22 protein-coding genes are annotated in these 25,027 nt (G+C 70.8%); 10 read left to right on the top strand and 12 right to left on the bottom strand.

The window, feature by feature from the left end; translation table 11 throughout:
* Positions 1-55 precede the first annotated feature (55 nt).
* The 5 genes from ACIBJC_RS17805 (at position 56) to ACIBJC_RS17785 (ending at position 5,866) form a co-directional block, all read left to right on the top strand.
* Positions 56-1,744, top strand: coding sequence for an ATP-binding protein (locus ACIBJC_RS17805; protein WP_399293005.1), 1,689 nt, complete (start codon positions 56-58; stop codon positions 1,742-1,744).
* Positions 1,741-2,451: a response regulator gene (locus ACIBJC_RS17800; protein ID WP_399293003.1), complete on the top strand. Its 711-nt coding sequence runs from the start codon at positions 1,741-1,743 to the stop codon at positions 2,449-2,451. The genes ACIBJC_RS17805 and ACIBJC_RS17800 overlap by 4 nt, the downstream gene beginning before the upstream one ends.
* A gap of 141 nt (positions 2,452-2,592) precedes the next feature.
* Positions 2,593-3,957 (top strand): ABC transporter substrate-binding protein, encoded by a 1,365-nt coding sequence (locus ACIBJC_RS17795; protein WP_399293001.1) that lies wholly within the window; start codon positions 2,593-2,595, stop codon positions 3,955-3,957.
* 149 nt (positions 3,958-4,106) lie between these two features.
* Positions 4,107-4,952: a carbohydrate ABC transporter permease gene (locus ACIBJC_RS17790; protein ID WP_399293213.1), complete on the top strand. Its 846-nt coding sequence runs from the start codon at positions 4,107-4,109 to the stop codon at positions 4,950-4,952.
* A gap of 134 nt (positions 4,953-5,086) precedes the next feature.
* Positions 5,087-5,866, top strand: a complete 780-nt coding sequence (locus tag ACIBJC_RS17785; protein WP_399292999.1) for a carbohydrate ABC transporter permease — start codon at positions 5,087-5,089, stop codon at positions 5,864-5,866.
* Between the two features lie 28 nt (positions 5,867-5,894).
* On the opposite strand, the gene ACIBJC_RS17780 is transcribed toward ACIBJC_RS17785, so the two are convergent.
* The gene (locus ACIBJC_RS17780; RefSeq protein ID WP_399292997.1) at positions 5,895-6,920 is read right to left on the bottom strand and encodes an ATP-dependent 6-phosphofructokinase; all 1,026 of its coding nucleotides are present in this window, start codon (positions 6,918-6,920) and stop codon (positions 5,895-5,897) included.
* 456 nt (positions 6,921-7,376) lie between these two features.
* Here ACIBJC_RS17780 and pta point away from each other — a divergent pair, with 456 nt between their 5' ends.
* The 3 genes from pta to pyk all read left to right on the top strand — a co-directional run bounded on the left by pta (position 7,377) and on the right by pyk (position 12,261).
* Positions 7,377-9,452 carry a phosphate acetyltransferase gene (pta, locus tag ACIBJC_RS17775; protein ID WP_399292995.1) on the top strand — a complete coding sequence of 692 codons (2,076 nt, stop codon included), beginning with the start codon at positions 7,377-7,379 and terminating at the stop codon, positions 9,450-9,452.
* On the top strand, positions 9,449-10,759 hold the full coding sequence (locus tag ACIBJC_RS17770) for an acetate kinase (protein WP_399292993.1): 1,311 nt from the start codon (positions 9,449-9,451) through the stop codon (positions 10,757-10,759). The genes pta and ACIBJC_RS17770 overlap by 4 nt, the downstream gene beginning before the upstream one ends.
* Before the next feature lie 74 nt (positions 10,760-10,833).
* Positions 10,834-12,261 (top strand): pyruvate kinase, encoded by a 1,428-nt coding sequence (gene pyk / locus ACIBJC_RS17765; protein WP_399292991.1) that lies wholly within the window; start codon positions 10,834-10,836, stop codon positions 12,259-12,261.
* Positions 12,262-12,355: 94 nt separating this feature from the next.
* Here the strand turns inward: pyk and ACIBJC_RS17760 are convergent, their stop codons facing one another.
* The 4 genes from ACIBJC_RS17760 to ACIBJC_RS17745 form a co-directional block, all read right to left on the bottom strand.
* The gene (locus tag ACIBJC_RS17760; protein ID WP_399292989.1) at positions 12,356-13,720 is read right to left on the bottom strand and encodes a hypothetical protein; all 1,365 of its coding nucleotides are present in this window, start codon (positions 13,718-13,720) and stop codon (positions 12,356-12,358) included.
* The gene (locus ACIBJC_RS17755; protein ID WP_399292987.1) at positions 13,710-14,288 is read right to left on the bottom strand and encodes a DUF6114 domain-containing protein; all 579 of its coding nucleotides are present in this window, start codon (positions 14,286-14,288) and stop codon (positions 13,710-13,712) included. Before ACIBJC_RS17755 ends, ACIBJC_RS17760 begins: the two co-directional genes overlap by 11 nt.
* Positions 14,289-14,386: 98 nt before the next feature.
* Positions 14,387-15,022 (bottom strand): DUF6230 family protein, encoded by a 636-nt coding sequence (locus tag ACIBJC_RS17750; protein ID WP_399292985.1) that lies wholly within the window; start codon positions 15,020-15,022, stop codon positions 14,387-14,389.
* Between the two features lie 650 nt (positions 15,023-15,672).
* Positions 15,673-16,653: a tetratricopeptide repeat protein gene (locus ACIBJC_RS17745; protein WP_399292983.1), complete on the bottom strand. Its 981-nt coding sequence runs from the start codon at positions 16,651-16,653 to the stop codon at positions 15,673-15,675.
* A gap of 174 nt (positions 16,654-16,827) precedes the next feature.
* On the opposite strand from ACIBJC_RS17745, the gene ACIBJC_RS17740 reads away from it, so the two are divergent.
* Positions 16,828-17,463: a TetR/AcrR family transcriptional regulator gene (locus ACIBJC_RS17740; protein WP_399292981.1), complete on the top strand. Its 636-nt coding sequence runs from the start codon at positions 16,828-16,830 to the stop codon at positions 17,461-17,463.
* 54 nt (positions 17,464-17,517) lie between these two features.
* Here the strand turns inward: ACIBJC_RS17740 and ACIBJC_RS17735 are convergent, their stop codons facing one another.
* The 7 genes from ACIBJC_RS17735 to ACIBJC_RS17705 all read right to left on the bottom strand — a co-directional run bounded on the left by ACIBJC_RS17735 (position 17,518) and on the right by ACIBJC_RS17705 (position 23,890).
* A complete protein-coding gene (locus tag ACIBJC_RS17735; protein ID WP_399292979.1) occupies positions 17,518-18,405 on the bottom strand; it encodes an ABC transporter permease in 888 nt (295 codons plus the stop codon).
* Complete coding sequence (locus ACIBJC_RS17730) at positions 18,365-19,252, bottom strand: ABC transporter ATP-binding protein (protein ID WP_399292977.1); 888 nt, start codon at positions 19,250-19,252, stop codon at positions 18,365-18,367. Before ACIBJC_RS17730 ends, ACIBJC_RS17735 begins: the two co-directional genes overlap by 41 nt.
* Positions 19,249-19,761: a MarR family winged helix-turn-helix transcriptional regulator gene (locus tag ACIBJC_RS17725; protein WP_399292975.1), complete on the bottom strand. Its 513-nt coding sequence runs from the start codon at positions 19,759-19,761 to the stop codon at positions 19,249-19,251. The genes ACIBJC_RS17730 and ACIBJC_RS17725 overlap by 4 nt, the downstream gene beginning before the upstream one ends.
* A 95-nt stretch (positions 19,762-19,856) precedes the next feature.
* Complete coding sequence (locus ACIBJC_RS17720; protein WP_399292973.1) at positions 19,857-21,557, bottom strand: methylmalonyl-CoA mutase; 1,701 nt, start codon at positions 21,555-21,557, stop codon at positions 19,857-19,859.
* 117 nt (positions 21,558-21,674) lie between these two features.
* The gene (locus ACIBJC_RS17715; RefSeq protein WP_399292971.1) at positions 21,675-22,004 is read right to left on the bottom strand and encodes a DUF3817 domain-containing protein; all 330 of its coding nucleotides are present in this window, start codon (positions 22,002-22,004) and stop codon (positions 21,675-21,677) included.
* A gap of 82 nt (positions 22,005-22,086) precedes the next feature.
* Positions 22,087-22,593: a MarR family winged helix-turn-helix transcriptional regulator gene (locus ACIBJC_RS17710; RefSeq protein ID WP_399292969.1), complete on the bottom strand. Its 507-nt coding sequence runs from the start codon at positions 22,591-22,593 to the stop codon at positions 22,087-22,089.
* 10 nt (positions 22,594-22,603) lie between these two features.
* Positions 22,604-23,890: an MFS transporter gene (locus tag ACIBJC_RS17705; protein WP_399292967.1), complete on the bottom strand. Its 1,287-nt coding sequence runs from the start codon at positions 23,888-23,890 to the stop codon at positions 22,604-22,606.
* 136 nt (positions 23,891-24,026) lie between these two features.
* Here ACIBJC_RS17705 and ACIBJC_RS17700 point away from each other — a divergent pair, with 136 nt between their 5' ends.
* Positions 24,027-25,019, top strand: a complete 993-nt coding sequence (locus tag ACIBJC_RS17700; protein WP_399293211.1) for a DUF5937 family protein — start codon at positions 24,027-24,029, stop codon at positions 25,017-25,019.
* The last annotated feature ends 8 nt before the right edge of the window (positions 25,020-25,027 follow it).

Raw genomic sequence — 25,027 nt, 5'->3', positions numbered from 1 at the left:
CGGTCACCCTTACGTTCATTTCGTTCATATGAATCAGGCCAGGCATTCTTGTTTCATGCATCTGCCCCGCCCCCGCAGTCTCGCCGCGCAGCTCTTCGCGATGCAGGTCGTCCTGGTCGCGGCCGTCGTCGTGGGGTGCTCCGTCTTCGCCTACGTGACCAGCCGTACCCACGCGGACGAGACCGCACGCAAGCAGGTTCTGGCCACCGCGCACGCGCTGGCCGACTCCCCGTCGGTGCGGGAGGCCATCCGTACGCCGGATCCGAGCGCCAAGCTCCAGCCGTACGCGGAGCGGGTCCGGCACGACACCGGCATCGACTTCATCACGATCATGAACCCGCGGGGCATCCGCTGGACGCACCCCGACCCCGGGCAGATCGGGCAGCGCTTCCTGGGCCGTACGGCTCCCGCGCTGCACGGCAGGACGTTCACGGAGACGTACACGGGCACGCTCGGCCCCTCCGTGCGGGCGGTGGTCCCGGTGCGGGACGGCAGCCGGATCACCGGGCTGGTCGCCGTCGGGATCACCGTGCAGCGGATCTCCAGCGAGGTGACACAGCAGGTCAGGGTCCTGGCGCTGGCGGCGGGCGCGGCGCTGGCGCTCGGCGGGCTCGGTACGTACGTGATCAACGCGCGGCTGCGCCGGCACACCCACGGGATGAACGCGGCGGAGCTGAGCGCGATGCACGACTACCACCAGGCCGCGCTGCACGCGGTGAGCGAGGGGCTGCTGATGCTGGACGGCGGGCGCAGGATCGCGCTGGTGAACGACGGCGGACGGGAGCTGCTGGGGCTTGACGAGTCCGCCGTGGGCCGCCCCGTCGCGGAGCTGGGGCTGCCCGCGCCGCTGACGGGCGCGCTGCTCGCCTCGGAGCCGCGGGTGGACGAAGTGCACATGACCGCCGACCGGATCGTGGTGGTCAATACGCGACCGGTGGTCGGCGGGGAGCAGCGCGGTACGGTGATCACCTTGCGCGATCACACGGAACTTCAGGCGCTGTCAGGTGAGTTGGACTCGGAGCGCGGGTTCACCCAGGCGCTGCGTTCGCAGGCGCACGAGGCGGCCAACCGGCTGCACACGGTGGTCTCGCTGATCGAGCTGGGACGGGTGGAGCAGGCGGTGGAGTTCGCCACGGCGGAGCTGGAGCTGGCCCAGGAGCTGACGGACAAGGTCGTCGGGGCGGTCGCCGAGCCGGTGCTCGCCGCGCTGCTGCTGGGCAAGGCGGCGCAGGCGAACGAGCGCGGTGTGGAGCTGGTGCTCGCCGACGACAGCCGGATCGACGACGGGGTGCTGCCGCCGACGCTGCCTCCCCGTGACCTGGTGACCATCCTGGGCAATCTGATCGACAACGCGGTGGACGCGGCGCAGGGCGGCGAGGGCGCGCGGGTGACGGTGACGGCACTGGTCGACGCGGCGGCCGGCGAGCTGCTGCTCGGGGTACGGGACACCGGGGCGGGGGTCGATCCGCACGACCGGGACGAGGTGTTCCTGCGCGGCTGGTCCACCCGGGGCCCCGGTCGCGGGCTGGGGCTCGGCCTCGTACGGCAGGCGGTGCACCGCGCACGCGGGACGGTGGAGCTGGCGCGGGGCGCGGAGGGCGGCGCGGAGTTCACCGTACGGCTGCCGCTGGGCCCGCGGCCGGACCGTACGGACGGGGCGGCGGACCGTACAGGCGCGTCGCCGGGCCGTACGGACGGGGCGGCGGCCGGTGCTCCGGGCGGCTCCACGGAGGCGGACCGGTGAGCGCGCTGCCCCCCACGGGCCAGGCAGGACCGGCAATCCGGGTGCTGGTCGTCGAGGACGACCCGGTCGCCGCCGACGCGCACCAGCTCTACGTGGGCCGGGTGCCCGGCTTCGCGGTCGCGGGCGTCGCCCACTCGCGCGCCGAGGCGGGGCGGCTGCTGGACCGCACCGAGATCGATCTGATCCTGCTCGACCTGTACCTCCCCGACGGGCACGGCCTCCAGTTGCTGCGCAGCCTGCGCGCCGCCGGGCACCACGCGGATGTCATCGCGGTCACCTCGGCGCGCGATCTCACGGTGGTGCGGGAGGGTGTCTCGCTCGGTGTCGTCCAGTACGTCCTGAAGCCCTTCACGTTCGCGACGCTGCGTGACCGGCTCACCCGGTACGCCGAGTTCCGCGCGGCGGCGGGCGAGGCCAGCGGACAGGAGGAGGTGGACCGGGCGCTGGGCGCGCTGCGGGCGCCGCAGCCGTCCTCGCTGCCGAAAGGGCTGAGCGCGCCGACGCTGGAGGCGGTGACCCGTACGCTCCGCGCGTCCGCGACCGGGCTGACCGCCAGCGAGATGGGCACCGAGGTGGGCATCTCGCGGATCACCGCGCGCCGCTATCTGGAACATCTGGTGACCAACGGGCGGGCGGTACGCAGTCCGCAGTACGGACAGGTGGGGCGGCCCGAGCTCCAGTACCGCTGGCTGCCCGCGTCCCACTGAGCGCGCGCCCCGGACGGTTCTGCGCCGGGGCTCACGCCGGGGGGAGCCAACTACTGGCCCCTGCACGGGGATTGACCCTGCGATTGAGCTGGTCCTACGGTCGCCGGGCAGCCCCCCGTGGCTCATGAGGAGGTCGTGCCCGTGCGCCCCACCGCCCCGCTCATCCTCGCCTCTGTCCTCGCCACCGTCCTCGCGGCCGGTTCGCTCACCGCGTGCGGCGGCGGTTCCGGCAGCGATCCGGACACCGTGAAGGTCGCGTACAACCGCTCCACCGACAACAAGATCCGCTTCAAGGACCAGCATCTGGATTCCGTGAAGCGGGAGTTCGAGAAGGCCCACCCGGGCAAGAAGGTCAAGCTGATCCCGATCCAGGCGCCGGACAACGACTACGCGACCAAGGCGCAGCAGATGATGCGCTCCGCGAAGACCGCCCCGGATCTGGTCTACGAGGACACCTTCCTGATCAACTCCGACATCAAGGCGGGCTATCTGCGCCCGCTGGACACGTACGTGGCGAAGTGGGACGCCTGGGACCAGTTCGTCGACACGGCGAAGACGGCGGCCAGGGCCGAGGACGGAAAGACGTACGGCATCCCGGACGGGACCGACACCCGCGGCCTCTGGTTCAACAAGAAGATCTTCGCGCGGGCCGGGCTGCCCGCCGACTGGGCACCGAAGAACTGGGCGGAGGTCCTGGACGCGGCCCGTACCGTCAAGGAGAAGGTCCCCGGGGTCGTCCCGCTGAACGTCTACACGGGCAAGGCGCCCGGTGAGGCGGCGGTGATGCAGGGCTTCGAGATGCTGCTGTACGGGACGGGCGCGGACCCGCTCTACGACCCGGCCGCCAAGAAGTGGGTGACCGGCGGGCAGGGGTTCCGGGACGCGCTGGACTTCGTCCGCACGGTGTACGCGGAGAAGCTGGGCCCGGACGTCTCGGACGCGCTCGACCCGAACATCGGTACGCGGGTCGCGACGGAACTCCTCCCCGAGGGAAAGCTGGCGATCTCGCTGGACGGCTCCTGGATGGGCCAGAACTGGATCAACCAGGGGCCGAAGGAGTGGTCCGCGTGGTCGCGGGAGCTGGCGCAGACGCCGATGCCCACCCAGCGCGGCCAGGCGCCGGGCGCGGTGTCGATGTCCGGCGGCTGGACGTGGGCGATCCCGCGGAAGGCCAACAACCCTGATCTGGCCTGGGAGTTCATCAAGACCTTGCAGACGGCGGAGAACGCGGTCGCGTGGGACGTCGCCGCCGCGCAGATCGCCGTACGGAAGGACGTGGCGGCCGATCCGCGCTATCTGAAGTCCATGCCGGGCATCCGGTTCTTCACCGGGCTGGTCGAGTTCACCCACTACCGGCCCGCGCTGCCGGTCTATCCGCAGGTGTCGACGGCGATCGGCGAGGCGATGGAGACGGTGACGACGGGGGACGGCACCCCGGCCGAGGCGGCGACGGCGTACGACGAGCAGCTACGGACCATCGTCGACGGCGCGGTGACCGGCGAGTGAGTACGGCGGGGCTCCGGGCCGGGACACCGGACGGGGTGCCGGGCGGTACGGCGGACGGGACGCCGGGCAGCGCGCCGGACGGGTCCGGGGCCGGTTCCGGGGCCGGCCGGCGGCGCTCCGGCCTCCGGAAGGGACGGCGCCCGAGCGGGGTGTGGCGGTGGCTGCCGATCGCCCCGGCCACCGCCCTCCTGCTGCTCTTCCTGGCCGGGCCGATCGGCTACTGCGCCTGGATCGCCTTCACCGACACGCAGTTGACGGGCTCGTCGTCCTCGGACTTCGTCGGTCTGGCGAACTTCCGCCGGGCCTTCGCCGACGAGGCGTTCCGCAACGCGGTGTGGCTCACGCTCGTCTTCACGGTCGTCTCGGCCGTCCTCGGCCAGAACACCCTGGGGCTGGCGCTCGCGGGGCTGATGCGCGCCGCCTCCCGCCCGGTCCGTACCCTCACCGGCGCGCTGGTGATCGCGGCATGGGTGCTGCCCGAGATCGTCGCCGCGTTTCTGCTCTACGCCTTCTTCCGCCGCGAGGGCACCCTCAACGCGATCCTGGAGACGCTCCATCTCCCCTCCCAGAACTGGCTGTTCACCCTGCCGATCCTGGCGGTGTCGTTCGCCAACGTCTGGCGCGGCACGGCCTTCTCGATGCTGATCTACTCGGCGGCGCTCGCCGAGATCCCCCAGGACGTGACGGAGGCGGCGCAGGTCGACGGCGCGAGCGGGGTACGGCGACTGTGGCACATCACCCTGCCGATGATCCGCCGCTCCATCGGCACCAACCTGATGCTCAACACCCTCTCCACCCTCTCCGTCTTCGGGCTGATCTGGGCGATGACCCGCGGTGGCCCCGGCAACCGCAGCCAGACGCTGCCGGTGTTCATGTACGACCAGGCGTTCCTGAAGAGCCTGATCGGCTACGGCACGGCGGTCGCGCTGCTCCTGCTGCTGGTCGGGGCGCTCTTCTCGGTGGTCTATCTGCGGCTGATGAAGGTGGAGGTGTGATGCGGCCACGGATCGGACTCCCGGAACGTACGAGACGTCGGCTCCCGGGAGGGCCACGGGCCGGACTCCCGGAACGTACGAGACGTCCGCTCACACGCCGCACACGTGGCCGACTGGCCGCCGACGCGGCCCTGTTGCTGACGGCGGCGGCGTTCGCCCTCCCCCTCGTCTGGCTGCTCCTGGCGTCCGTCGACACGGACGCCGATCTGCGGGTACGGCTCCCCTCCGCGGCCACGACGGAGAACTTCGACGCGGTCCTCACCGACGAGATCACCTTCACGCCGATGATCAACAGCGTATTGCTGTGCGGGAGCGCGACCCTGCTGACGGTGGTCTGCGCGGCGCTCGCCGCGTATCCGCTCTCCCGCTACCGCTCGCGCTTCAACCGCCCGTATCTGCTGACGATCCTGTTCACGACCTGCCTGCCGATCACCGCGATCATGGTCCCGGTGTACGGGCTCTTCGTGCAGGTCGATCTGATCGACACCCTGCACGGCACCGCGCTCTTCCTCGCCACCTCCCAACTGCCGTTCTCCATCTGGCTGATGAAGAACTTCATGGACGGTGTCCCGGTCGTCCTGGAGGAGGCCGCGTGGACGGACGGGGCGTCGAACCTCCAGACGCTGACCCGGGTGGTGCTGCCGCTGATGGGCCAGGGGCTGACCGTGGTGACGATCTACACGTTCATCCAGCTCTGGGGGAACTTCTTCGTCCCGTTCATGCTGCTGCTCACCCCGGAGCAACTGCCCGCCTCCGTCTCCATCTTCACCTTCTTCGGCAACTACGGCTCGGTGATCTACGGGCAGCTCGCGGCCTTCTCGATCCTGTACTCGGTGCCGGTGCTGGCGCTCTACATCCTGATCTCGCGCAAGCTGGGCGGCGGCTTCGCCCTCGGCGGCGCGGTGAAGGGGTAGGGCCAGGGGCCAGGGCTCCGGTGGAGGCCTAGAACACCGACTCCGCCTCGAACATCCGGTCCGCCGGCACGGTCTTGAGCTGCGTGACCGCCTCCGCCAGCGGCACCATCTCGATCGCCGTGCCGCGCAGCGCCGTCATCCGGCCGAACTCGCCGCGGTGCGCCGCCTCCACCGCGTGCCAGCCGAACCGCGTCGCGAGCACCCTGTCGTACGCCGTCGGGGTGCCGCCGCGCTGGACATGGCCCAGGATGACCGGCCTGGCCTCCTTGCCCAGCCGGCGCTCCAGCTCCGACGCGAGGACGTTGCCGATACCGCGGAACCGCTCGTGCCCGAACTGGTCGATCTCGCCCTTGCCGTACTCCATCGAGCCCTCCGCCGGGTGCGCGCCCTCGGCGACACAGATCACCGCGAACTTCTTGCCCCGGGAGAAGCGCTCCTCGACCATCTTCACCAGGCTGTCGACCTCGAAGGGCCGCTCCGGCAGGCAGATCCCGTGCGCGCCGCCCGCCATCCCGGACTCCAGCGCGATCCAGCCCGCGTGCCGCCCCATGACCTCGACGACCATCACCCGCTGGTGGGACTCGGCGGTGGTCTTGAGGCGGTCGATGGCCTCCGTGGCGACCGTGACGGCGGTGTCGAAGCCGAAGGTGCGGTCCGTGGAGTGGATGTCGTTGTCGATGGTCTTCGGTACGCCGACGACCGGCATGCCCGCGTCGGAGAGCAGCCGGGCCGCGGTCAGCGTGCCCTCGCCGCCGATCGGGATGAGGGCGTCTATGCCGTACCGGCGGGCCAGCTCGGCACAGTTCTCGGCGGCTTCGCGCAGTCTGCCGCGCTCCAGCCGGGCCGAGCCGAGGATGGTGCCGCCGCGCGCGAGGATGCCGCTGACCTCGTTGAGGTCGAGGGGGCGGTAGTGGCCGTCGAGCAGCCCCTTGAAGCCGTCCTCGAAGCCGATGACCTCGTCGCCGTGGCCGGTCATGGCGCGGTGCACGACCGAACGGATCACTGCGTTCAGGCCGGGGCAGTCGCCGCCTGCGGTGAGAACTCCGATACGCATCGTGCTGTGTCTCCTGCTCGCTCGTGGTGCCGTATGCCGCGTCGCGCGCATCTTCGTACGCGGCCCCGTGCGCGTCCGATCCTCCCACGGGTGATCGGGGCCACGTACCGGCCATCGCTCTTGTTGACCGCGTCACTGTTCGTTTCGTACGAGGGCGCCGGGGTAGCCGCCGGGGACGCGCCCAGCGGCCTGAAGAAACGCTTCGACCTGCGCTTTCTCCTGCCGTCGCAGTCGCTGTAAACCCGGGGATTCCCCGGGCGCGTTAACGACCCCCGGAGGTATTGTCAAGAGGACATGGCCACCCCAACGGGATCGCGCCATTCATGCGCCACTCACCGGGGGCGCGAACTCCCCTGGTGGTCCACACGAACCGGGACCCGTCCCGCGGGGCCACGGGGACGATCCCCCGACCGGCGCGCCGCGGAACGGGCCATGAGCAGGAACGGGAGAGCACGCGTGACGCGCAGCGTGTACGTGACCGGGATCGATCGCGGGGACGGCCGGCAGGTCGTCGAGCTGGGAGTCATGGAACTCCTGACCCGCCAGGTGGACCGGGTGGGGGTCTTCCGGCCGCTGGTCCACGACGGCCCCGACCGCCTCTTCGACCTGCTGCGCGCCCGCTACCGGCTGTCGCAGGACCCGTCCTCCGTCTACGGCCTCGACTACCACGAGGCCGCCGCCCTCCAGGCCGAGCGGGGCACCGACGAACTGGTCCAGCGGCTGGTGGAGCGGTTCCACGGGGTGGCGCGGGGGTACGAGGTCGTCCTCGTCCTGGGCACGGACTTCGCCGCCACCCAGCTCCCCGACGAGCTGTCCCTCAACGCCCGGCTCGCCAACGAGTTCGGCGCCTCCGTGATCGCCGTCGTCGGCGGCAAGGGCCAGAGCGCCGAGTCCGTACGCGCCGAGGCGCGCAACGCGCACCGCGCCTACGAGGTGCTCGGCTGCGACGTCCTGACCATGGTCGTCAACCGGGTCGCCGCCGAGGACCGGGCGGCCATCGCCGAGGGCCTGGCCGCGCAGCTCCCGGTCCCCTGCCACGTGCTGCCCGACGAGCCCGCGCTCGCCGCCCCGACCGTCGCCCAGATCACCCAGGCGCTGGGCGGCACCGTGCTGCTCGGCGACGACTCCGGGCTCGCCAGGAACGCGCTGGACTTCGTCTTCGGCGGCGCCATGCTCCCCAACTTCCTGGGCGCCCTCACCCCCGGCTGCATGGTGGTCACCCCCGGCGACCGGGCCGATCTGGTGGTCGGCGCGCTCGCCGCGCACTCGGCCGGCACCCCGCCCATCGCGGGCGTCCTGCTCACCCTCGACGAGCGGCCCGACGACACCGTCCTCACCCTCGCCGCCCGGCTCGCGCCCGGCACCCCGGTGGTCTCCGTACCGGGCCGCTCCTTCCCCACCGCCACCGAACTCTTCGGCATGGAGGGGAAGCTGAACGCGGCGACGCCCCGCAAGGCGGAGACCGCGCTCGGCCTCTTCGAGCGCCATGTCGACACCGCCGATCTGCTGGCGCGGATGTCGGTGGCCCGCAGCGGCCATGTCACGCCGATGATGTTCGAGCACGACCTGCTGGAGCAGGCGCGCTCCCTGCGCCGCCGGGTCGTACTGCCCGAGGGCACCGAGGAGCGCGTACTGCGCGCCGCCGACGTACTGCTGCGCCGCGACGTCTGCGACCTGACCCTGCTCGGCGACGTCGACGTCCTGCGCAAGAAGGCCGCCGACCTCGGCATCGACCTGTCCGCCACCCAGCTCATCGACCCTGCCACCTCCGACCTGCGCCAGGACTTCGCGGAACGGTACGCGGAGCTGCGCAAGCACAAGGGCGTCACGGTGGAGCTGGCGTACGACGTGGTGGCCGACCCGAACTACTTCGGCACGCTCATGGTCCAGCAGGGCCTCGCGGACGGCATGGTCTCGGGCTCGGTGCACTCGACGGCCGCGACGATCCGGCCCGCCTTCGAGATCATCAAGACCAAGCCCGACGCGTCGATCGTCTCGTCGGTCTTCTTCATGTGCCTCGCCGACAAGGTGCTGGTGTACGGCGACTGCGCGGTCAACCCGGACCCGAACGCGGAACAGCTCGCGGACATCGCCGTCCAGTCCGCCGTCACCGCCGCCCGGTTCGGGGTCGAGCCGCGGATCGCGATGCTCTCGTACTCGACGGGCACCTCGGGCTCCGGCGCGGACGTCGACAAGGTGCGCGAGGCGACGAAGCTGGTGCGCGAGGCCCGGCCCGAGCTGCGCATCGAGGGCCCGATCCAGTACGACGCGGCGGTCGAGCCGTCCGTCGCCGCGACCAAGCTGCCGGACTCGGAGGTGGCCGGGCAGGCGACGGTGCTGATCTTCCCGGACCTGAACACCGGCAACAACACCTACAAGGCCGTGCAGCGCTCGGCGGGCGCCGTGGCCGTGGGTCCGGTGCTCCAGGGGCTGCGCAAGCCGGTCAACGACCTGTCGCGCGGCGCGCTGGTGCAGGACATCGTGAACACCGTCGCCATCACCGCGATACAGGCGCAGGACGCCCCCGTATGACCGCGCCGCACTCCCAGTCCCGTCCCCGTCCAGCAGAAGGCCAGCAGCCAGTGACTCCCCGCGCCACCCGTGTCCTCGTCCTCAACTCCGGTTCCTCGTCCGTGAAGTACCAGCTCCTGGACATGGCGGACAGCTCCCGGCTCGCCGTCGGACTGGTCGAGCGCATCGGCGAGGAGAACTCCCGCCTGGTGCACACCCCGCTGGCGTCAGGACCCGGCGGGAAGCGCGAACGTACGGGCAGGATCGCCGACCACGCGGCGGCGCTGGAGGCCGTCGCGGCGGAGCTGGCGCACGACGGGCTCGGTCTCGACTCCCCCGAGCTGGCGGCGATCGGCCACCGGGTGGTGCACGGCGGGCTGAAGTTCAGCGCGCCGACGGTCGTGGACGACGCCGTACTGGCGGAGATCGAGCGGCTGGTGCCGGTCGCGCCGCTGCACAATCCGGCCAACCTCACCGGGATCCGTACCGCCCAGCGGCTCCGCCCCGACCTGCCGCAGGTCGCCGTCTTCGACACCGCGTTCCACACGACGATGCCGGAGCACGCCGCGCGGTACGCGATCGACACGGCGACGGCCGACGCGCACCGTATCCGCCGCTACGGCTTCCACGGCACGTCGCACGCGTACGTCTCGCGCAGGACGGCCGAGCTGCTGGGCAAGGACCCGTCCGAGGTCAATGTCATCGTGCTGCACCTCGGCAACGGCGCCTCCGCGTCGGCCGTCGAGGGGGGCCGCTGCGTGGACACGTCGATGGGGCTGACGCCGCTGGAGGGGCTGGTGATGGGGACGCGCTCCGGGGACATCGATCCGGCGGTCACGTTCCATCTCAAGCGGGTGGCGGGCATGTCCGTGGACGAGATCGATGAACTTCTGAACAAGAAGAGCGGTCTGGTCGGCCTCTGCGGGGACAACGACATGCGCGAGATCCGCCGCCGGGTGGAGGAGGGCGACGAGCGGGCGCGGCTCGCGTTCGACGTCTACATCCACCGGTTGAGGAAGTACATCGGCGCGTACACGGCGGTACTCGGCCGGGTGGACGCGGTGGCGTTCACGGCGGGTGTCGGGGAAAACGCGGCGGCGGTACGGGAAGCTGCGGTGGCGGGCCTGGAGAACCTGGGTCTGGCGGTGGACGCCGAGCGCAATACCGTACGTTCCGACGAACCGCGGGTCATCTCGCCGGACGGTGCCCGGGTGGTGGTGGCCGTGGTGCCGACCGACGAGGAGCTGGAGATCGCGCGGCAGAGCTTCGCCCTGGTGGAGCGGACGGACGGCGACGAAACGCCCACCCTTCGCACACCTATCGCCTGAGCGCACACCCGCCCATTTGTACTTTCCACCAGACGGAATATTCCGCATCGAAACAAACCGATAGGATCCGCCTCATGCGCCGTTCCAAAATCGTCTGCACCCTGGGCCCAGCCGTCGACTCGTACGAGCAGTTGAAGTCGCTCATCGAGGCCGGCATGAATGTGGCCCGTCTGAACATGAGCCACGGGAGCCACCCGGAGCACGAGGAGCGGTACCACCGCGTCCGCAAGGCCGCGGAGGACACCGGTCGCGCGGTCGGCGTGCTCGTCGACCTCCAGGGCCCCAAGATCCGCCTGGAGACCTTCGCCGAGGGACCGGTCGAGCTGGTGCGCGGTGACGAGTTCACCATCACCACCGAGGACGTCGCCGGCGACAAGTCGATCTGCGGCACCACCTACAAGGGCCTGCCCGGCGACGTCTCCAAGGGCGACCAGATCCTCATCAACGACGGCAACGTCGAGCTGCGGGTCGTCGAGGTCGAGGGCCCCGAGGTCAAGTCCATCGTCATCGAGGGCGGTGTGATCTCCGACCACAAGGGCATCAACCTGCCCGGCGCGGCGGTCAACGTCCCGGCCCTCTCCGAGAAGGACATCGACGACCTGCGCTTCGGGCTGCGGATGGGCTGCGACATGGTCGCGCTGTCGTTCGTCCGCGACGCGCACGACGTGCTGGACGTCCACAAGATCATGGACGAGGAGGGCCGCCGGGTCCCCGTCATCGCCAAGGTCGAGAAGCCGCAGGCCGTCGCCAACATGGAGGCCGTCGTCGCGGCGTTCGACAGCGTCATGGTGGCCCGTGGTGACCTGGCCGTCGAGTACCCGCTCGAAAAGGTCCCGATGGTGCAGAAGCGCCTCATCGAGCTGTGCCGCCGCAACGCCAAGCCGGTGATCGTGGCGACCCAGATGATGGAGTCGATGATCACCAACTCCCGTCCGACGCGCGCCGAGGCGTCCGACGTCGCGAACGCGATCCTGGACGGCGCGGACGCGGTCATGCTCTCCGCCGAGTCGTCGGTGGGCGCGTACCCGATCGAGACCGTCAAGACGATGTCGAAGATCGTGGTCGCGGCGGAGGAGGAGCTGCTCTCCAAGGGCCTCCAGCCGCTGGTCCCGGGCAAGAAGCCCCGTACGCAGGGCGGTTCCGTGGCCCGCGCGGCGTGCGAGATCGCGGACTTCCTGGGCGGCAAGGCGCTGATCGCCTTCACCCAGTCCGGCGACACGGCCCGCAGGCTCTCCCGCTACCGCGCCGAGCAGCCGATCCTGGCCTTCACGACGGACGAGTCGACCCGCAACCAGCTCGCGCTGAGCTGGGGCGTGGAGTCCTTCATCGTCCGCTGGGTGCACAGCACGGACGAGATGGTCGACCTGGTCGACGAGGAACTGCTGAAGCTCCAGCGCTACAACGAGGGCGACTCCATGATCATCACCGCGGGCTCGCCCCCCGGCGTCCCCGGCACGACGAACATGGTCCGCGTCCACCACCTGGGCGGCGCCTCCGCCTGACGCACCCGCTCGTCCCCGCGGCCCCGCCGGCGCTCTGCCTGCGGGGCCGCGGCGCGAGCTGGACCGGGGGCAACCGGGCCCCGGGGCAGCCGGCTCAGCCGGTGATGTAGTTGTGGAGGCCCGGGATGGTCAGGGTGCCGCCGAACTGGCCCGCCTGGGTGACCTTGACGTCCGTGAAGAAGGCGAACGGGACGTTCAGCGGGGGCGGGGTCTCCGGGCTGAAGGTGATCGGGATCAGGCCGAAGAGATTGCCCTTCAGCTCCTCCGTGTACATCGTCACCTCGCCGTCGCGGATGGTCGACGTGGAGCCCGCGCGCGCCTCCACATGGGCCGTCCGGCCCTGGGGGTAGACGACGGTCTGGTCCAGGTCCTTGATGTCCAGGGACGCGGCCGTGAACTTCAGGACCTTCTTGACCTTGCCGCTGTAGGTCCGTACCTCGACGATGCCCTTGTAGTCGAGGCCGTTCAGCGTCAGCAGCGAACTGTTGAGTGTCCAGGGGTCGTCGGGGAGCAGCGGGAGTCCCTGCTCCTCCGTGGCCGCGGCGAGGGCGTCGGGGTCGGCCGTCGGGCAGGGGTAGGGTTCCTTGCCCTTCGCGCCGGCCGGGATGTCGTCGTCCTCGCGGGCCTTGAGCCCCTTGGCGTCGTCGCCGAGTTCCTCGACCTCGGCGCCGGCCTTCCTGGCCGCCTCCTTGATCGCGTCCTTGGCCTTCTCGGCCGCCGGGTCGTCCTTCGTACCCTCGTCGTCCGAGCCCGCCCCGTCGTCCGACGATCCGGTGGACGGCTTCCCGGCGGGCTTCTTCTCGTCGTCCTTCCCCGCCTCGTCGTCCTTCCCCGCCTCGTCCGGCTTCCCGGTGGCGGAGGCGCCGGTGCTCGGCGCGGGGCTGCTCGTCGCGTCCTTGTCCGGTACGCCGAGGAGGTCGCCCAGCGCGTCACCGAGCCCCAGCGGGTCCAGCGGGTTCGTGGACTCCGTAGAGGTGGGGGTGGGGCTGGGGCTGGAGGTGGCCGTGGGGTCCGGGTCGACGGGCTTCTGCGCATCGCCCGCTCCGGAGCCGGACCCGGACCCCGCGCCGGACCCCGACGGCTCCGGCCGCGCGGTGTCCGAGGCCGAGGGCGACGGGGACGCGCCGGGCTCCTCCGTGTCCGGGTCCGTACCCGGCTTCGTCGCGGACGCCGAGGGCGACGGCGACTCCGAGGCCGACGCGGACGGCTCGTCCGAGCGGGTCACGCACGGGCCCGGCGCGAAGGGGATGTCGTCGCTGCCCTCGGCCATCGCGAGCCGGGGCGTGAGCCCCATGCCCACGAAGACCGCGGTGGGCATCGCCGCCAGGGCCATCGCCTTGCCGGCGGGTATCTGGAGCTTCGTCAGAAGGGACTTCTTCGGGGCCGCGTGCCGCGGCCCTTTTCTCACCCTGGGGCCATCGCCACCCGCCGCGATGCGCTGTGCGTCGTCACCCCGCACTGTTCCTCCCGCCGTTGGCATGGGCAGTCGTATCCGTCACGTTCGGGTCCTCCCCGTCCCGTGAACCGGGGAAGGGAAGGCGGTCACCGGAGCCGTCGGGCCCCGGAGCCTCGTGCGGGGTGCGGCCCTCGGTGCCGGGCGCGGCCGGTACGCCGGGAGCCCAGGAGATCGAGAGCGCGCCGCCGATCAGGGCGAACAGGAAGCCGATGAGAAAGCCGCCGAGATTGGAGACCGGGATCGACACCAACGCCAGCAGGATCGTAGCGACGCCCGCGAACACTCTGACGATCGAGTGGAACCACATCGTCAGGCCGAGCGTGACCAGCAGGACGCCGATGATCAGCGACCCGGCGCCGGCCGTCGTCGCCATCGCCAGGGTGAGTCCCCCGATCTTCACTTCCGCGTAGGGGAAGTAGGCGATCGGCAGCCCGCTGAGCAACGTGAGCAGCCCCGCCCAGAAGGGCCGGGTACCGCGCCAGGCCCGGAAACGCAGCCGCCAGTAGGTGAATGGGCCGGGAGAACCGGGGGAATCCGAGGAGCCTCGGGGATCAGAAGACTCGGCGCTCATGGAAAACAGCTCCCTGGTACCGGTGTTGCCGTGAGAAAGAGTTCGGAGCGGGCGGACGGGCCCGTGCCGTAACGGAACCCGCCCGCCCCGGGCGGTGCTTAGTAGCACTCCTTGACGCCCTTGTGCAGCTTCAGGCTCAGATTGCTCAGCGTGAAGGTGCCGGCCGTGGTCGCCCATGCCGTCTGCTCCACGTTGGTGAGCGTGGCCTTCTCGGCACGCTGCGCGAAGCCGAACTCGTTGGCCTGATCACCAGGGTTGATGCCGGTCTTGTTGTTCTTGTCGCCCGCCGCCACACCGATGTCGATCTTCTCGAACTCGGCGTCGGCGTCCAACTGGGCGATGTCGATGTAGATGTTGGTCGCCTTGACCGGCTTGTTCGCGTTCGTACCGGCCCGCAGCTCCAGGCTGACAGAGCCGAAGATCGGCACGTTCGGCGTGACCACCGACTGGCACATGTTGGTAATCGTGGCCCGGCTGAATCCGGAGACGGCGACCGGGTTGGCGGTCTTGTTCCCCTTCAGGTCCGTGCCCGCGTCGATGCTGCCGTACTGAATGAAGTCGTAACCGACCAGTTGGTCCGCGCTGACCTTGAAGCTCTGGCCGGACACGCTGAACGAGGCCGCGAGCGCGCCCTGTGCCAGCGCGACACCTATCGCTGCCGTCGCGGCCACACTCGGCACCATGACGACGGCGAACCGCCTCCATCTGGTCCCGCCACGAACTTGGGACTCCATGAATGTCCTCCTTCTCGGACGTACATCTCCGGATCGGGTGGGAGCCCGTCCTGGGATGGGAGAAGTGCTACGTCCTCGGGAAGGAGAGCGCCTGCCTCCGGAGGCGCCAACCGCGTCCCGGAATCACCGGCGATCACCCCCGAGCGACAACCACTGGCCACGCGTTCGCGCAACCTCTGGACAGGCCCTGCCGGGTGGGCAGGAACCCCCCTGTCCGGGCCGGCGGCAGTGCCGCCGGACCGCTCGGTGGGGACCCATGGACCGAGGGCGCGACTGGCTGCCGTGCTGATGCGGAAATGGACCGAGCGTCGCCGATCGTGGTGCATTCGCGCTGTTGACACAAGGGGTTCGTTACTCGCTGGTAACGGCCAGATAACCGGCACGCGACCAGGCGATATCGCGCGACCACACAGGGTGCCGCGTGCCGATGCGTCAGAAGCGGTGATTGCCCCCCATAGCGGGACAGACCAAGGGAGTTGATTTACTGCGGGTAACAGTAATCTCTTTTACCAAGTTTTGGTAAAGAGCGACGCCTGTTGGCGTCAAGTCGCCAAATCTGCGGTGGGACCGCGGAGTCGGCCGTGCCGACACCACCACCGACCGGTTCACCGGTGCGCCGGCACGACGGACGCCTCGTCAGCACCCCGGAATCAGAAGAGGACCCGGGCCAGCGACGACCGTGCCGCGGTCACCCTCGGATCGTCCCCGCCGATCACCTCGAACAGCTCCAGCAGCCGGACCCGCGCCGCCTCCCTGTCGTCACCGGCGGTACGGCGTACGGCTTCCACGAGCCGGCCGAACGCGTCCTCCACATGCCCGCCGACCAGATCCAGGTCGGCCGCGGCGATCTGCGCCGCCACATCGGCCGGCCGGTCCGCCGCGTCCTTGCGCACCTGCGCCTGGTCCATCCCCTGGACCCGCGCGAGCAGTTCCGCCTGGGCGAGGCCGAGCTTGGCCTCGGTGTTGCCGGGATCGTCGGAGAGCACGCTGCGGTAGGCCTCGGCGGCGGCGGGGAAGTCATTGGCGTCCAGCGCCTGTACGGCCGCTTCCAGCAGGGCGTCGTACGGACCCTCCGGTACGGCGGCCTCCTGCTCCGCGGCGTCGTCATCCTCGCCGTCGGTCGCGTCGACCGCGATCCCGGTGAGCCCGAAGCGCTCCTCACCGACCTGGATGAGCTGGTCCAGCGTCTGACGGATCTGGGTCTCGGGGGCCGCGCCCTGGAAGAGCGGCAGCGCCTGCCCGGCCACCACCGCGAAGACCGCGGGGATGCCCTGGATCCCGAACTGCTGCATCAGCATCTGGTTGGCGTCGACATCGATCTTGGCGAGAACGAACCGGCCGTTGTACTCACGGGCCAGGCGTTCCAGTACGGGGCTCAACTGCTTGCACGGCTCGCACCACTCGGCCCAGAAGTCGATGACGACCGGTACCTCGGTGGAACGCTGGAGGACATCGCGCTCGAAGCCGGCTTCGTCGACGTCGATCACCAGGCTGGACGGGGGTACGGCGCCGGCGCCGCCCTGCCGGGCGGACTCGGCACGGGCCTGCTCCGCCTTCACCTTGGCCTCACCGGCCGCCTTCACCGCGGCGAGGTCGACGACGCCGCTCATGGACATGTTCCTAGGCTGCATGAGTACATCCTCCCCCCTCGGCGCGCACTTGAGAAAAGCGGTGGGCCCGCTCCGGCCGCACACCGCTTCCGCTACGGGTCGTAGCGTAACTGTCGCGTCAGCGACGTGTACAGACTCCCCCCGGCTCCCCCGGTGAGCCGGCTCACACCCCTACCGGCCGGTATGGTCGCGGGCATGCGCAGCGACAGCCGCCCCGGCCCCCGTGACAGCCGCTCCGGGCCGCGTGGACGCCCCCGCAGCGCCGAGGCCGACGCCGCGATCCTGGAGGCGACCAGGGCGGCCCTGGGTGAGCTCGGGTGGACGAAGTTGACGATGGGCGACGTGGCGGCCCGCGCGGGCGTCGCCAAGACGACGCTCTACCGGCGCTGGCCGTCCAAGAGCGAGCTGGTGGTGGACGCCGTCGCGGCCCCGTTCGACTTGATGGAACTCGCCGACCTGGGCAGTCTGGCGGCCGACGTCGAGAGCGCCGTCCTGCAGTTCGCGGCGCTGCTGGAGCGGCCGGAGACCAAGACCGCGCTCATGGCGGTGATCGCGGAGTCCACCCGGGACGAGGCGCTGCGGCGGCGGATCAGGGTCTCGATCGTCGAACGGCAGAAACGGCTGGTGCTGCTGGGCCGCGAGCGCGCCCAGGCCCGCGGTGAACTCCCGTACGAACCGGACGCCGCGACGGCGGCCCGTACCGCGGACCTGATCTTCGACGTGATCGCCGGCGCCGTGGTCAACCGCACCATGGTGAGCGCGGAGCCGGTGGACGAGGTGTGGGCCCGTACGTTCACGGAACTCCTGCTGGGCGGCCTGACCCCGAGGTGACCCGGGGCGGGCCGCTTGTCCTCACGCGGGGCATCCCGCAGGCATCCCGGGGTGTCATCTCGCCAGCCGGCCCAGCAGCGACGAGGCCGCCGCGATCCCCAGCACCGCCGCCCCCAGCAGCACCCCGTAGTCCAGCGCGAGATGCGACGGCGTACCGAGCAGCAGCCCGCGCAACGCGTCCACCTGGTAGCTCAGCGGGTTGATCCGGCTGACCGTCTGGAGCCAGCCGGGCATGATCGCCACCGGGTAGAGGGCGTTCGAGGCGAAGAACAGCGGCATCGTGATGGCCTGGCCGATGCCCATCAGCCGGTCGCGGGTCAGCACGATGCCCGCGATCGTCATGGACAGGCAGGAGAAGAAGGCCGAGCCGAGGATCACCGCGACGGCCACGCCGAGCAGTCGCAGCGGGTTCCAGGTCAGCCCCACCCCGAGGGCCGCCGCGATGACGATCACCACGACCGCCTGGATCAGCGCCTTCACCCCGGACGCGAACGCCTTGCCGCTGATCAGCGCGGCTCTCGGGGTGGGTGTGACCAGCAGTTTGGTCAGGATGCCCGCATCACGCTCCCAGATGATCATGATGCCGTAGAAGATCGCGATAAACATCGCGGACTGGGCGATGATGCCGGGCGCGAGATAGTCGATGTACGGGATGCCACCGGTCGGGATGGCCTTGATACGGGTGAACGTCTCGCCGAAGATCAGCAGCCAGAGGGCGGGCTGAACGGCCCGGGTGTACAGCTCGGTGCGGTCGTGGCGCAGCTTCTGGAGCTCCACGACACACATCGCGAGGACCCAGGCGGGCAGCACGCGCCAGCCGGTGCGGGCCCGCGGCGGGACCAGCAGCAGGGCGAACCGCCCGGCGTCGGGGCCCGGGCCCGTACCCCCGCCCTCGGCCGTCTCAGCCGACCCGGGACGCGGTGCGGCGGGTGGACCTGACATCACGGAAGTCGCCTCCCTCTTCGTCCAGACCACTGCCGGCGACGTCCCTGAAGACGTCCTCCAGCGTCGGAACGGGGTCCCCCGGACCGGCGAGGGCCCCGGCGACCCGGCGGTCGCGCAGCTCGGCCCGCAGCTCGTCGGGCGTGCCGAGGGCGTGGACGCGCCCGCGGTGCATCAGCGCGACGCGGTCGCAGTACTGGTCGGCCTCGTCCATGTAGTGCGTGGTGACGAGGACGGTCATGCCCGTGGCGTTCCTCACGGCGTTGATGTGCTCCCACACGCTGGTGCGGGCGATCGGGTCGAGGCCGATCGTCGGCTCGTCCAGCATGAGCAGCCGGGGCGCGCTGACCAGGGCCTGCGCGAGTTCGAGGCGGCGGATCATGCCGCCGGAGTACGTCTTGGTCATGCGGTCGGCGGAGCCGGTCAGATCGACGGCCGCCAGCGCCTGCGCGACGCGCTCGGACCGCTCGCGGCGCGGTACGTCGAAGACGCGGGCGAACAGCGTCACGTTCTCGCGGCCCGTCAGCGCGGCGTCGGCGGAGAGCTGCTGCGGTACGTACCCGAGCAGCCTGCGGACGGCCATCTTCTCCTTCGCCGCGTCGTGCCCGAAGACCCGGACCATGCCCGCCGGGACGGGCAGGAGGGTGGTGATGCAGCGGATCGCGGTGGTCTTGCCCGCGCCGTTCGGCCCGAGCAGTCCGAAGACCTCACCCGCGCCGACGGAGAGGTCGAGGGCGGCGACGGCCTTGGTCTCGCCGAAGGCGTAGGTGAGCCCGGAGCACCGCACGGCGGCCACGGCGTCGGGTCCCCCGGTGGGATCCGGGGCGGATTCGGGGGTGTGGGTCATGTGCCCTCCCCTTCCTCGTGTTCTTCTTCGCGTTCTTCTTCGTGTTCCTCGTGGAGGTGGTGCGCGAGTCTGCGCAGCGCCGGCAGGGCCGCCGCCAGGGCCTCTCGGTCCTCGTCCGTCAGCCGCGCCACCTGCTCGCGTACGAGAGCGGACCGGCGCGCCCGCCAGTCGCTCAGCCGGGCCTCACCGGCCGGGGTGGGCGACAGCAGCGTGGAGCGCCGGTCGGCCGGATCGGTCTCCCGGCGCAGACAGCCGGCCAGGACGAGTTGGTTGACCAGCGTGGAGACGGAGTTGTCCGCGAGCCACAGCTCCCGGGCGGCGTCCGACACCCGGATCCCGGGGCGCGCCGCGACCAGCCGCAACAGCTCGACCTGGGTTCCGCGCAGCGGCGCGGCGGTCATTCCGCCGCGCAGCCGTCGCCGGATCGTGCGCTGCACGCCTGCCAGCGCGTCCGCGAGCGAGTCGGGGAACTCCCCGGAGAGCCCTTCGCGGACTTCCTCGGTGGACATACCACCCATTTCAGCTCTCACTCCGAGGTAATTCACCCGGACGAGTGACCACGGAAGGTCGGTCCAGCTCCAGAAGCCGGGCCTAGAAGCCGGGGCTAGAACCCGGGCGGTTCCGTGTACGTCCCCCACTCGTCCCGCAGCGCGTCGCAGATCTCGCCGAGCGTCGCCTCCGCCCGTACCGCCTCCAGCATCGGGGCGATCATGTTCGAGCCGTCGCGGGCCGCCGTCAGCATGGCTTCCAGCGCCGTACGCACCCGTGCGTCGTCGCGCGCGGCCCGGCGCTCCGCCAGGACCTGGACCTGGTCCCGCTCGACCTCGTGGCTGACCCGCAGGATCTCCAGGTCGCCGGTGACCGAGCCGTGGTGGACGTTGACGCCCACGACCCGCTTGTCGCCCTTCTCCAGCGCCCGCTGGTACTGGAACGCGGACTCGGCGATCTCGCCGGTGAACCAGCCGTCCTCTATGCCGCGCAGGATGCCCGAGGTGACGGGCCCTATCGGATGCCGCCCGTCCGGATGGGCGCGCAGACCGCGCTCCTTGATCTGCTCGAAGATCTTCTCGGCGTCGGCCTCCATCCGGTCGGTGAGCTGCTCGACGTACCAGGAGCCGCCGAGCGGATCCGCCACGTTGACGACACCGGTCTCCTCCATCAGCACCTGCTGGGTGCGCAGCGCGATCTCGGCGGCCTGCTCGCTCGGCAGGGCGAGGGTCTCGTCGAGCGCGTTGGTGTGCAGGGAGTTCGTCCCGCCGAGAACGGCCGCAAGCGCCTGGGCCGCCGTCCGTACGACGTTGTTGTACGGCTGCTGCGCGGTCAGCGAGACGCCCGCGGTCTGGGTGTGGAAGCGCAGCCACTGGGCCTTGTCGGTGCGCGCCCCGTACACCTCCTTCATCCAGCGCGCCCAGATCCGCCGGGCCGCGCGGAACTTGGCGATCTCCTCGAAGAAGTCGAGATGGGCGTCGAAGAAGAAGGAGAGCCCGGGCGCGAAGGTGTCCACGTCCATCCCCCGGCTGAGCCCCAGCTCCACGTAGCCGAAGCCGTCCGCGAGGGTGTACGCCAGCTCCTGCGCGGCCGTCGCGCCCGCCTCACGGATGTGGTACCCGGAGACGGAGAGCGGCTTGTACGCGGGGATGGCGGCGGCGCAGTGCTCCATCAGGTCGCCGATCAGCCGCAGATGCGGCTCGGGCTGGAACAGCCACTCCTTCTGGGCGATGTACTCCTTGAAGATGTCGGTCTGGAGGGTGCCGTTGAGGACGCCCGGGTCGACGCCCTGGCGCTCCGCCGCGACCAGGTACATGCAGAAGACGGGGACGGCGGGGCCGCTGATCGTCATCGAGGTGGTGACGTCGCCGAGCGGGATGTCCGCGAAGAGGATCTCCATGTCGGCGGCCGAGTCGATGGCGACCCCGCAGTGGCCGACCTCGCCGAGCGAGCGGGGGTCGTCCGAGTCGCGGCCCATGAGCGTGGGCATGTCGAAGGCGACGGAGAGCCCGCCGCCGCCGGCCGCCAGGATCATCTTGTAGCGCTCGTTGGTCTGCCGGGCGTTGCCGAAGCCGGCGAACTGCCGGATGGTCCAGGTCCGGCCCCGGTAGCCGGTCGGGTGCAGGCCACGGGTGTACGGGTACTCCCCGGGCCAGCCGATCCGCTCGAAGCCCTCGTAGGTGTCGCCGGGCCGGGGCCCGTAGACCGGCTCCACGGGGTCCCCGGAGAGCGTCGTGAAGTCCGCGTCACGCTTGCGGGCCTTGTCGTACCGGGCCTGCCAGCGCCGGCGGCCCTCTTCGATGGCGTCAGCGTTCATAGGACCAATTTACTAGGACGTCCAAGTAAATGTCGATGGCCGTAGTGGCGCGACCGGGTGGCCCCACTGGACGAAACGGCCGCCCGCAGAAGGTGCGGGCGGCGGATGAAGAAGCTTCTAGTAGGCCTGGGCGGTTTCCGGGGCGCGGTCCGTGAGCAGCGGCTGGACCTCGCGGGTGATCTTCGGCTCGACGAAGAACGACGCGACGGGGATACAGCCGGCGGCCAGCACCCACAGCAGCTTCCCGAAGGACCACTTCGCCTTGGAGCCCAGGTCGAAGGCGAAGACCACATAGATGATGAAGAGCACACCGTGGATCTGCGAGATCACCATCGTGTTGCCGGTATCGAACCCGTACTTCAGGATGATCGCCACGGTGAAGACCAGCAGCCATACGGCGGTGACGTACGCCATCACCCGGTAGCGGGACAGCACATTCGACTTCATGGGCTGAGCCTAACCGGGCACAAAGGGCGATCTTCGCCCGCCCCTCCCCCGGGCCTCCGTGCCCCGGGCCTCCGTGCCGGGCTCAGCCCTCGAAGTCCTGGGCGGCCACCCGCAGCGGGCGCAGCATCGCGAAGATCTCGGCGCACTCCTCCGCGTCGTAGACCCCGAGCCCGAAGTCCATCTCCATCAGGTCGCGGGTGGCGGCCTCCACCACCTCGCGGCCCTTGTCGGTGATGGAGGCGAGCGTGCCGCGCCCGTCGTTGGGGTTGGGCCGTTTGTCGACCAGTCCGGAGGTCACGAGCCGGTCCACCGTGTTGGTGACGGAGGTCGGATGGACCATCAGCCGCTCACCGATCTTGGACATCGGCAGTTCGCCGGCCTTGGAGAAGGTGAGCAGCACCAGCGCCTCGTACCGGGCGAAGGTGAGACCGTACGGCTTGACGACGGCGTCCACCCCGGCGAGCAGGATCTGGTGCGCGCGCATGATCGACGTGATGGCCCCCATGGAGGGGACGGGCCCCCAGCGCTGCTGCCAGAGTTCGTCGGCGCGGGCGATGGGGTCGAAGGGCAGGCTGAGCGGCTTGGACACGCCACCGACCTTACCCACTGGTCACTTGCGGGTCAGCCTCGTCTCGCACTTCGGTCGTACGGTCCGGCCCCGGCGCCCGGTGCTCGGGATCCCGCGCCCGGGTGCGGTGGACCTCACGCACCAGGACGAGGCAGCAGAGCGTGCCGATCGCCCCCGCCGCGGCGACGACCTGGTGGACGGGCAGGAACTCGGCGGCCAGTCCCGCGGCGGCCATGCCGAGCCCCTGGATCGTCATCAGACCGGCCGTGAGCAGCGTCATCGCCCGGCCGCGCAGTTCCTCCGGAACCGCCGCGACGAACCACTGGTCGAGGCCGATGACGTACGCGGCTCCCGCCCCGGCGAGGACGAGCGCGCTCAGCGCCCAGCCGAGGCCGGGTTCGGCCGCGTACACGAGCAGCGGCAGCACGCCGAAGGCGGCGGCCGGCAGGACGAGGCGGGAGCGGGCCCTCGAGGAGAGCGCCGTACCGACGTACAGCTCCGCCACGATGTGCCCCACGGGCATCGCGCACATCAGCAGCCCCAGGGCGGCCGGGCCGAGGCCGAGGGCGTCGGCGTACGGTGCGGCCAGGGCCTCGGGCGCCACGACGAACATCGCGGGCACCCAGAAGAGCAGCAACAGCCCCCGCGTACGCCGGTCGCCGAGCAGCAGCCGGGCCCCGCCGAACGAATCCCCCAGCAGCGCGCCGTTCCGGCCGGTGGCGCGGGCGGGCCGGTCGCGGGTCCCGAAGCGCAGCAGCGCGGCCGAGCAGAGGAACGTACCGGCAGTGACACAGATCGCGCCCCGCGCCGGGATGACGGCGAGCAGCACCCCACCGACCCCGAACCCGGCGAGCTGCGCGCTCTGCGAGACGATCCGCAGCAGGGAGCGGCCGAGTACGTACAGGTCGCCCTCGCCGAGGATGTCGGTCAGCGCGGCCATCCTGGTCCCGGTGAAGACGGGCGCGATCGCGGCGACGACACAGCGCAGGGCCAGCAGCCCGGCGATCGGCGTACCGGGCAGCACCATCACCCCGACGCACACGGCGCAGAGCAGATCGCAGACCACCAGCACCCGCCGGGCCGGGTAGCGGTCGGCGACCCCCGCGAGAAGGGTCCCGCCGACGATGTAGGGGAGCAGGCCAAGGGCGAAGGTGAGGGCGCTGAGCAGCGGGGAGCCGGTGAGTTCGTAGACGAGGAAGGTCAGCGCGATCTCACTGACGACCACGCCGAGCAGCGAGAGAAGATGCGCGGCGAAGACGAACCGGAACTCGTGGACGGCGAAGACGGCGCCGTATCCACGGCGAGCGTTCTTGGACATGACGGCAGACTGGCGGGGCGGGGGCTCCCGCCCACAGACATTCGGACAAGTCCGAATCTTCGATACTGAAGAACCTCGACCGCTCCAGAACGTCGACGTTCCAGAACTCCCGGACCGAATGGGGACCGCCCGCGCCATGCCGTTCCAGCTCCACTTCGATGAGGGCGATCTGCTCCGCTGCCGGTTCGCCGTCTCACCCCTCTGGGAGACGCAGGAGGCGGTACGCACCCTCGCGCGCCCCGAGCGGCACGCGTACCACCTGCCGTGGCTGCGCCGCATCCGGTCGGCGGCGATCGACCTCGCACCGCTCCATCTCCTGATGCCCGAGCACGGGCACAATCCGGACTTCCTCGCCCGGCCGCCGTCGGTCCCCCTCCCCTCCTTCGAGGAGGAGATCGCGGCCGTCCGCGCCACCGACCCGGAGCTGGTCAGGACCGACATCGCCCTGGCGCTCGCCGACACCCCAGGTGCCGCGGCGACCCCCTGGGGCCGGGCGATGGCGGCGGATCCGGCGCGGTCCCTCACGATGCTGGCCGGACTGCTGGAGCGGGCATGGCACGAACTGGTCGAACCCGACTGGCCCCGGCTGCGCACCCTGCTGGACGCCGATGTGGCATACCACTCGCGGCGGTTGGCGGAGAACGGGCTGCACGGGCTGCTGGGTGAGCTGAGCCCGCAGCTCGCCTGGACGGCCGGCTCCACGCTGACGATCAGAGGGACGCACGTCAGCCACACACGGGTCCTCGGCGGCGAGGGGCTGGTCCTGATGCCGAGCGTGTTCTGCTGGCCGCGCGTCGTCAGCGGCTACCGGCCGCCGTGGCAGCCGGCCGTGATCTACCCGGTGCGCGGCATCGGCGGGCTGTGGACACGGCCGACGGACCGCACGCCCGACGCCCTGGCCCGGCTTCTGGGCCGGGCGCGGGCCGATGTGCTGTGCGCACTGGACGAACCGGCCGGGACGACGACGCTGGCACGGCTGCTGGGGCTGGCCCCGTCCTCCGTGTCGGCGCACCTCTCGGCGCTGCGCGGGGCGGGATTGCTGACATCACGGCGGTACGGACACCAGGTGCTGTACGAGCGGACGCCGCTCGGTATCGCACTGTCGGTGTCGCAGAGCACTACCGACTGAACGTTATG

It is taken from the genome of Streptomyces sp. NPDC050509 (genome assembly GCF_044457965.1).
In the GTDB taxonomy this organism is placed as follows: domain Bacteria; phylum Actinomycetota; class Actinomycetes; order Streptomycetales; family Streptomycetaceae; genus Streptomyces.
This window is presented reverse-complemented; position numbering and strand designations above follow the sequence as displayed.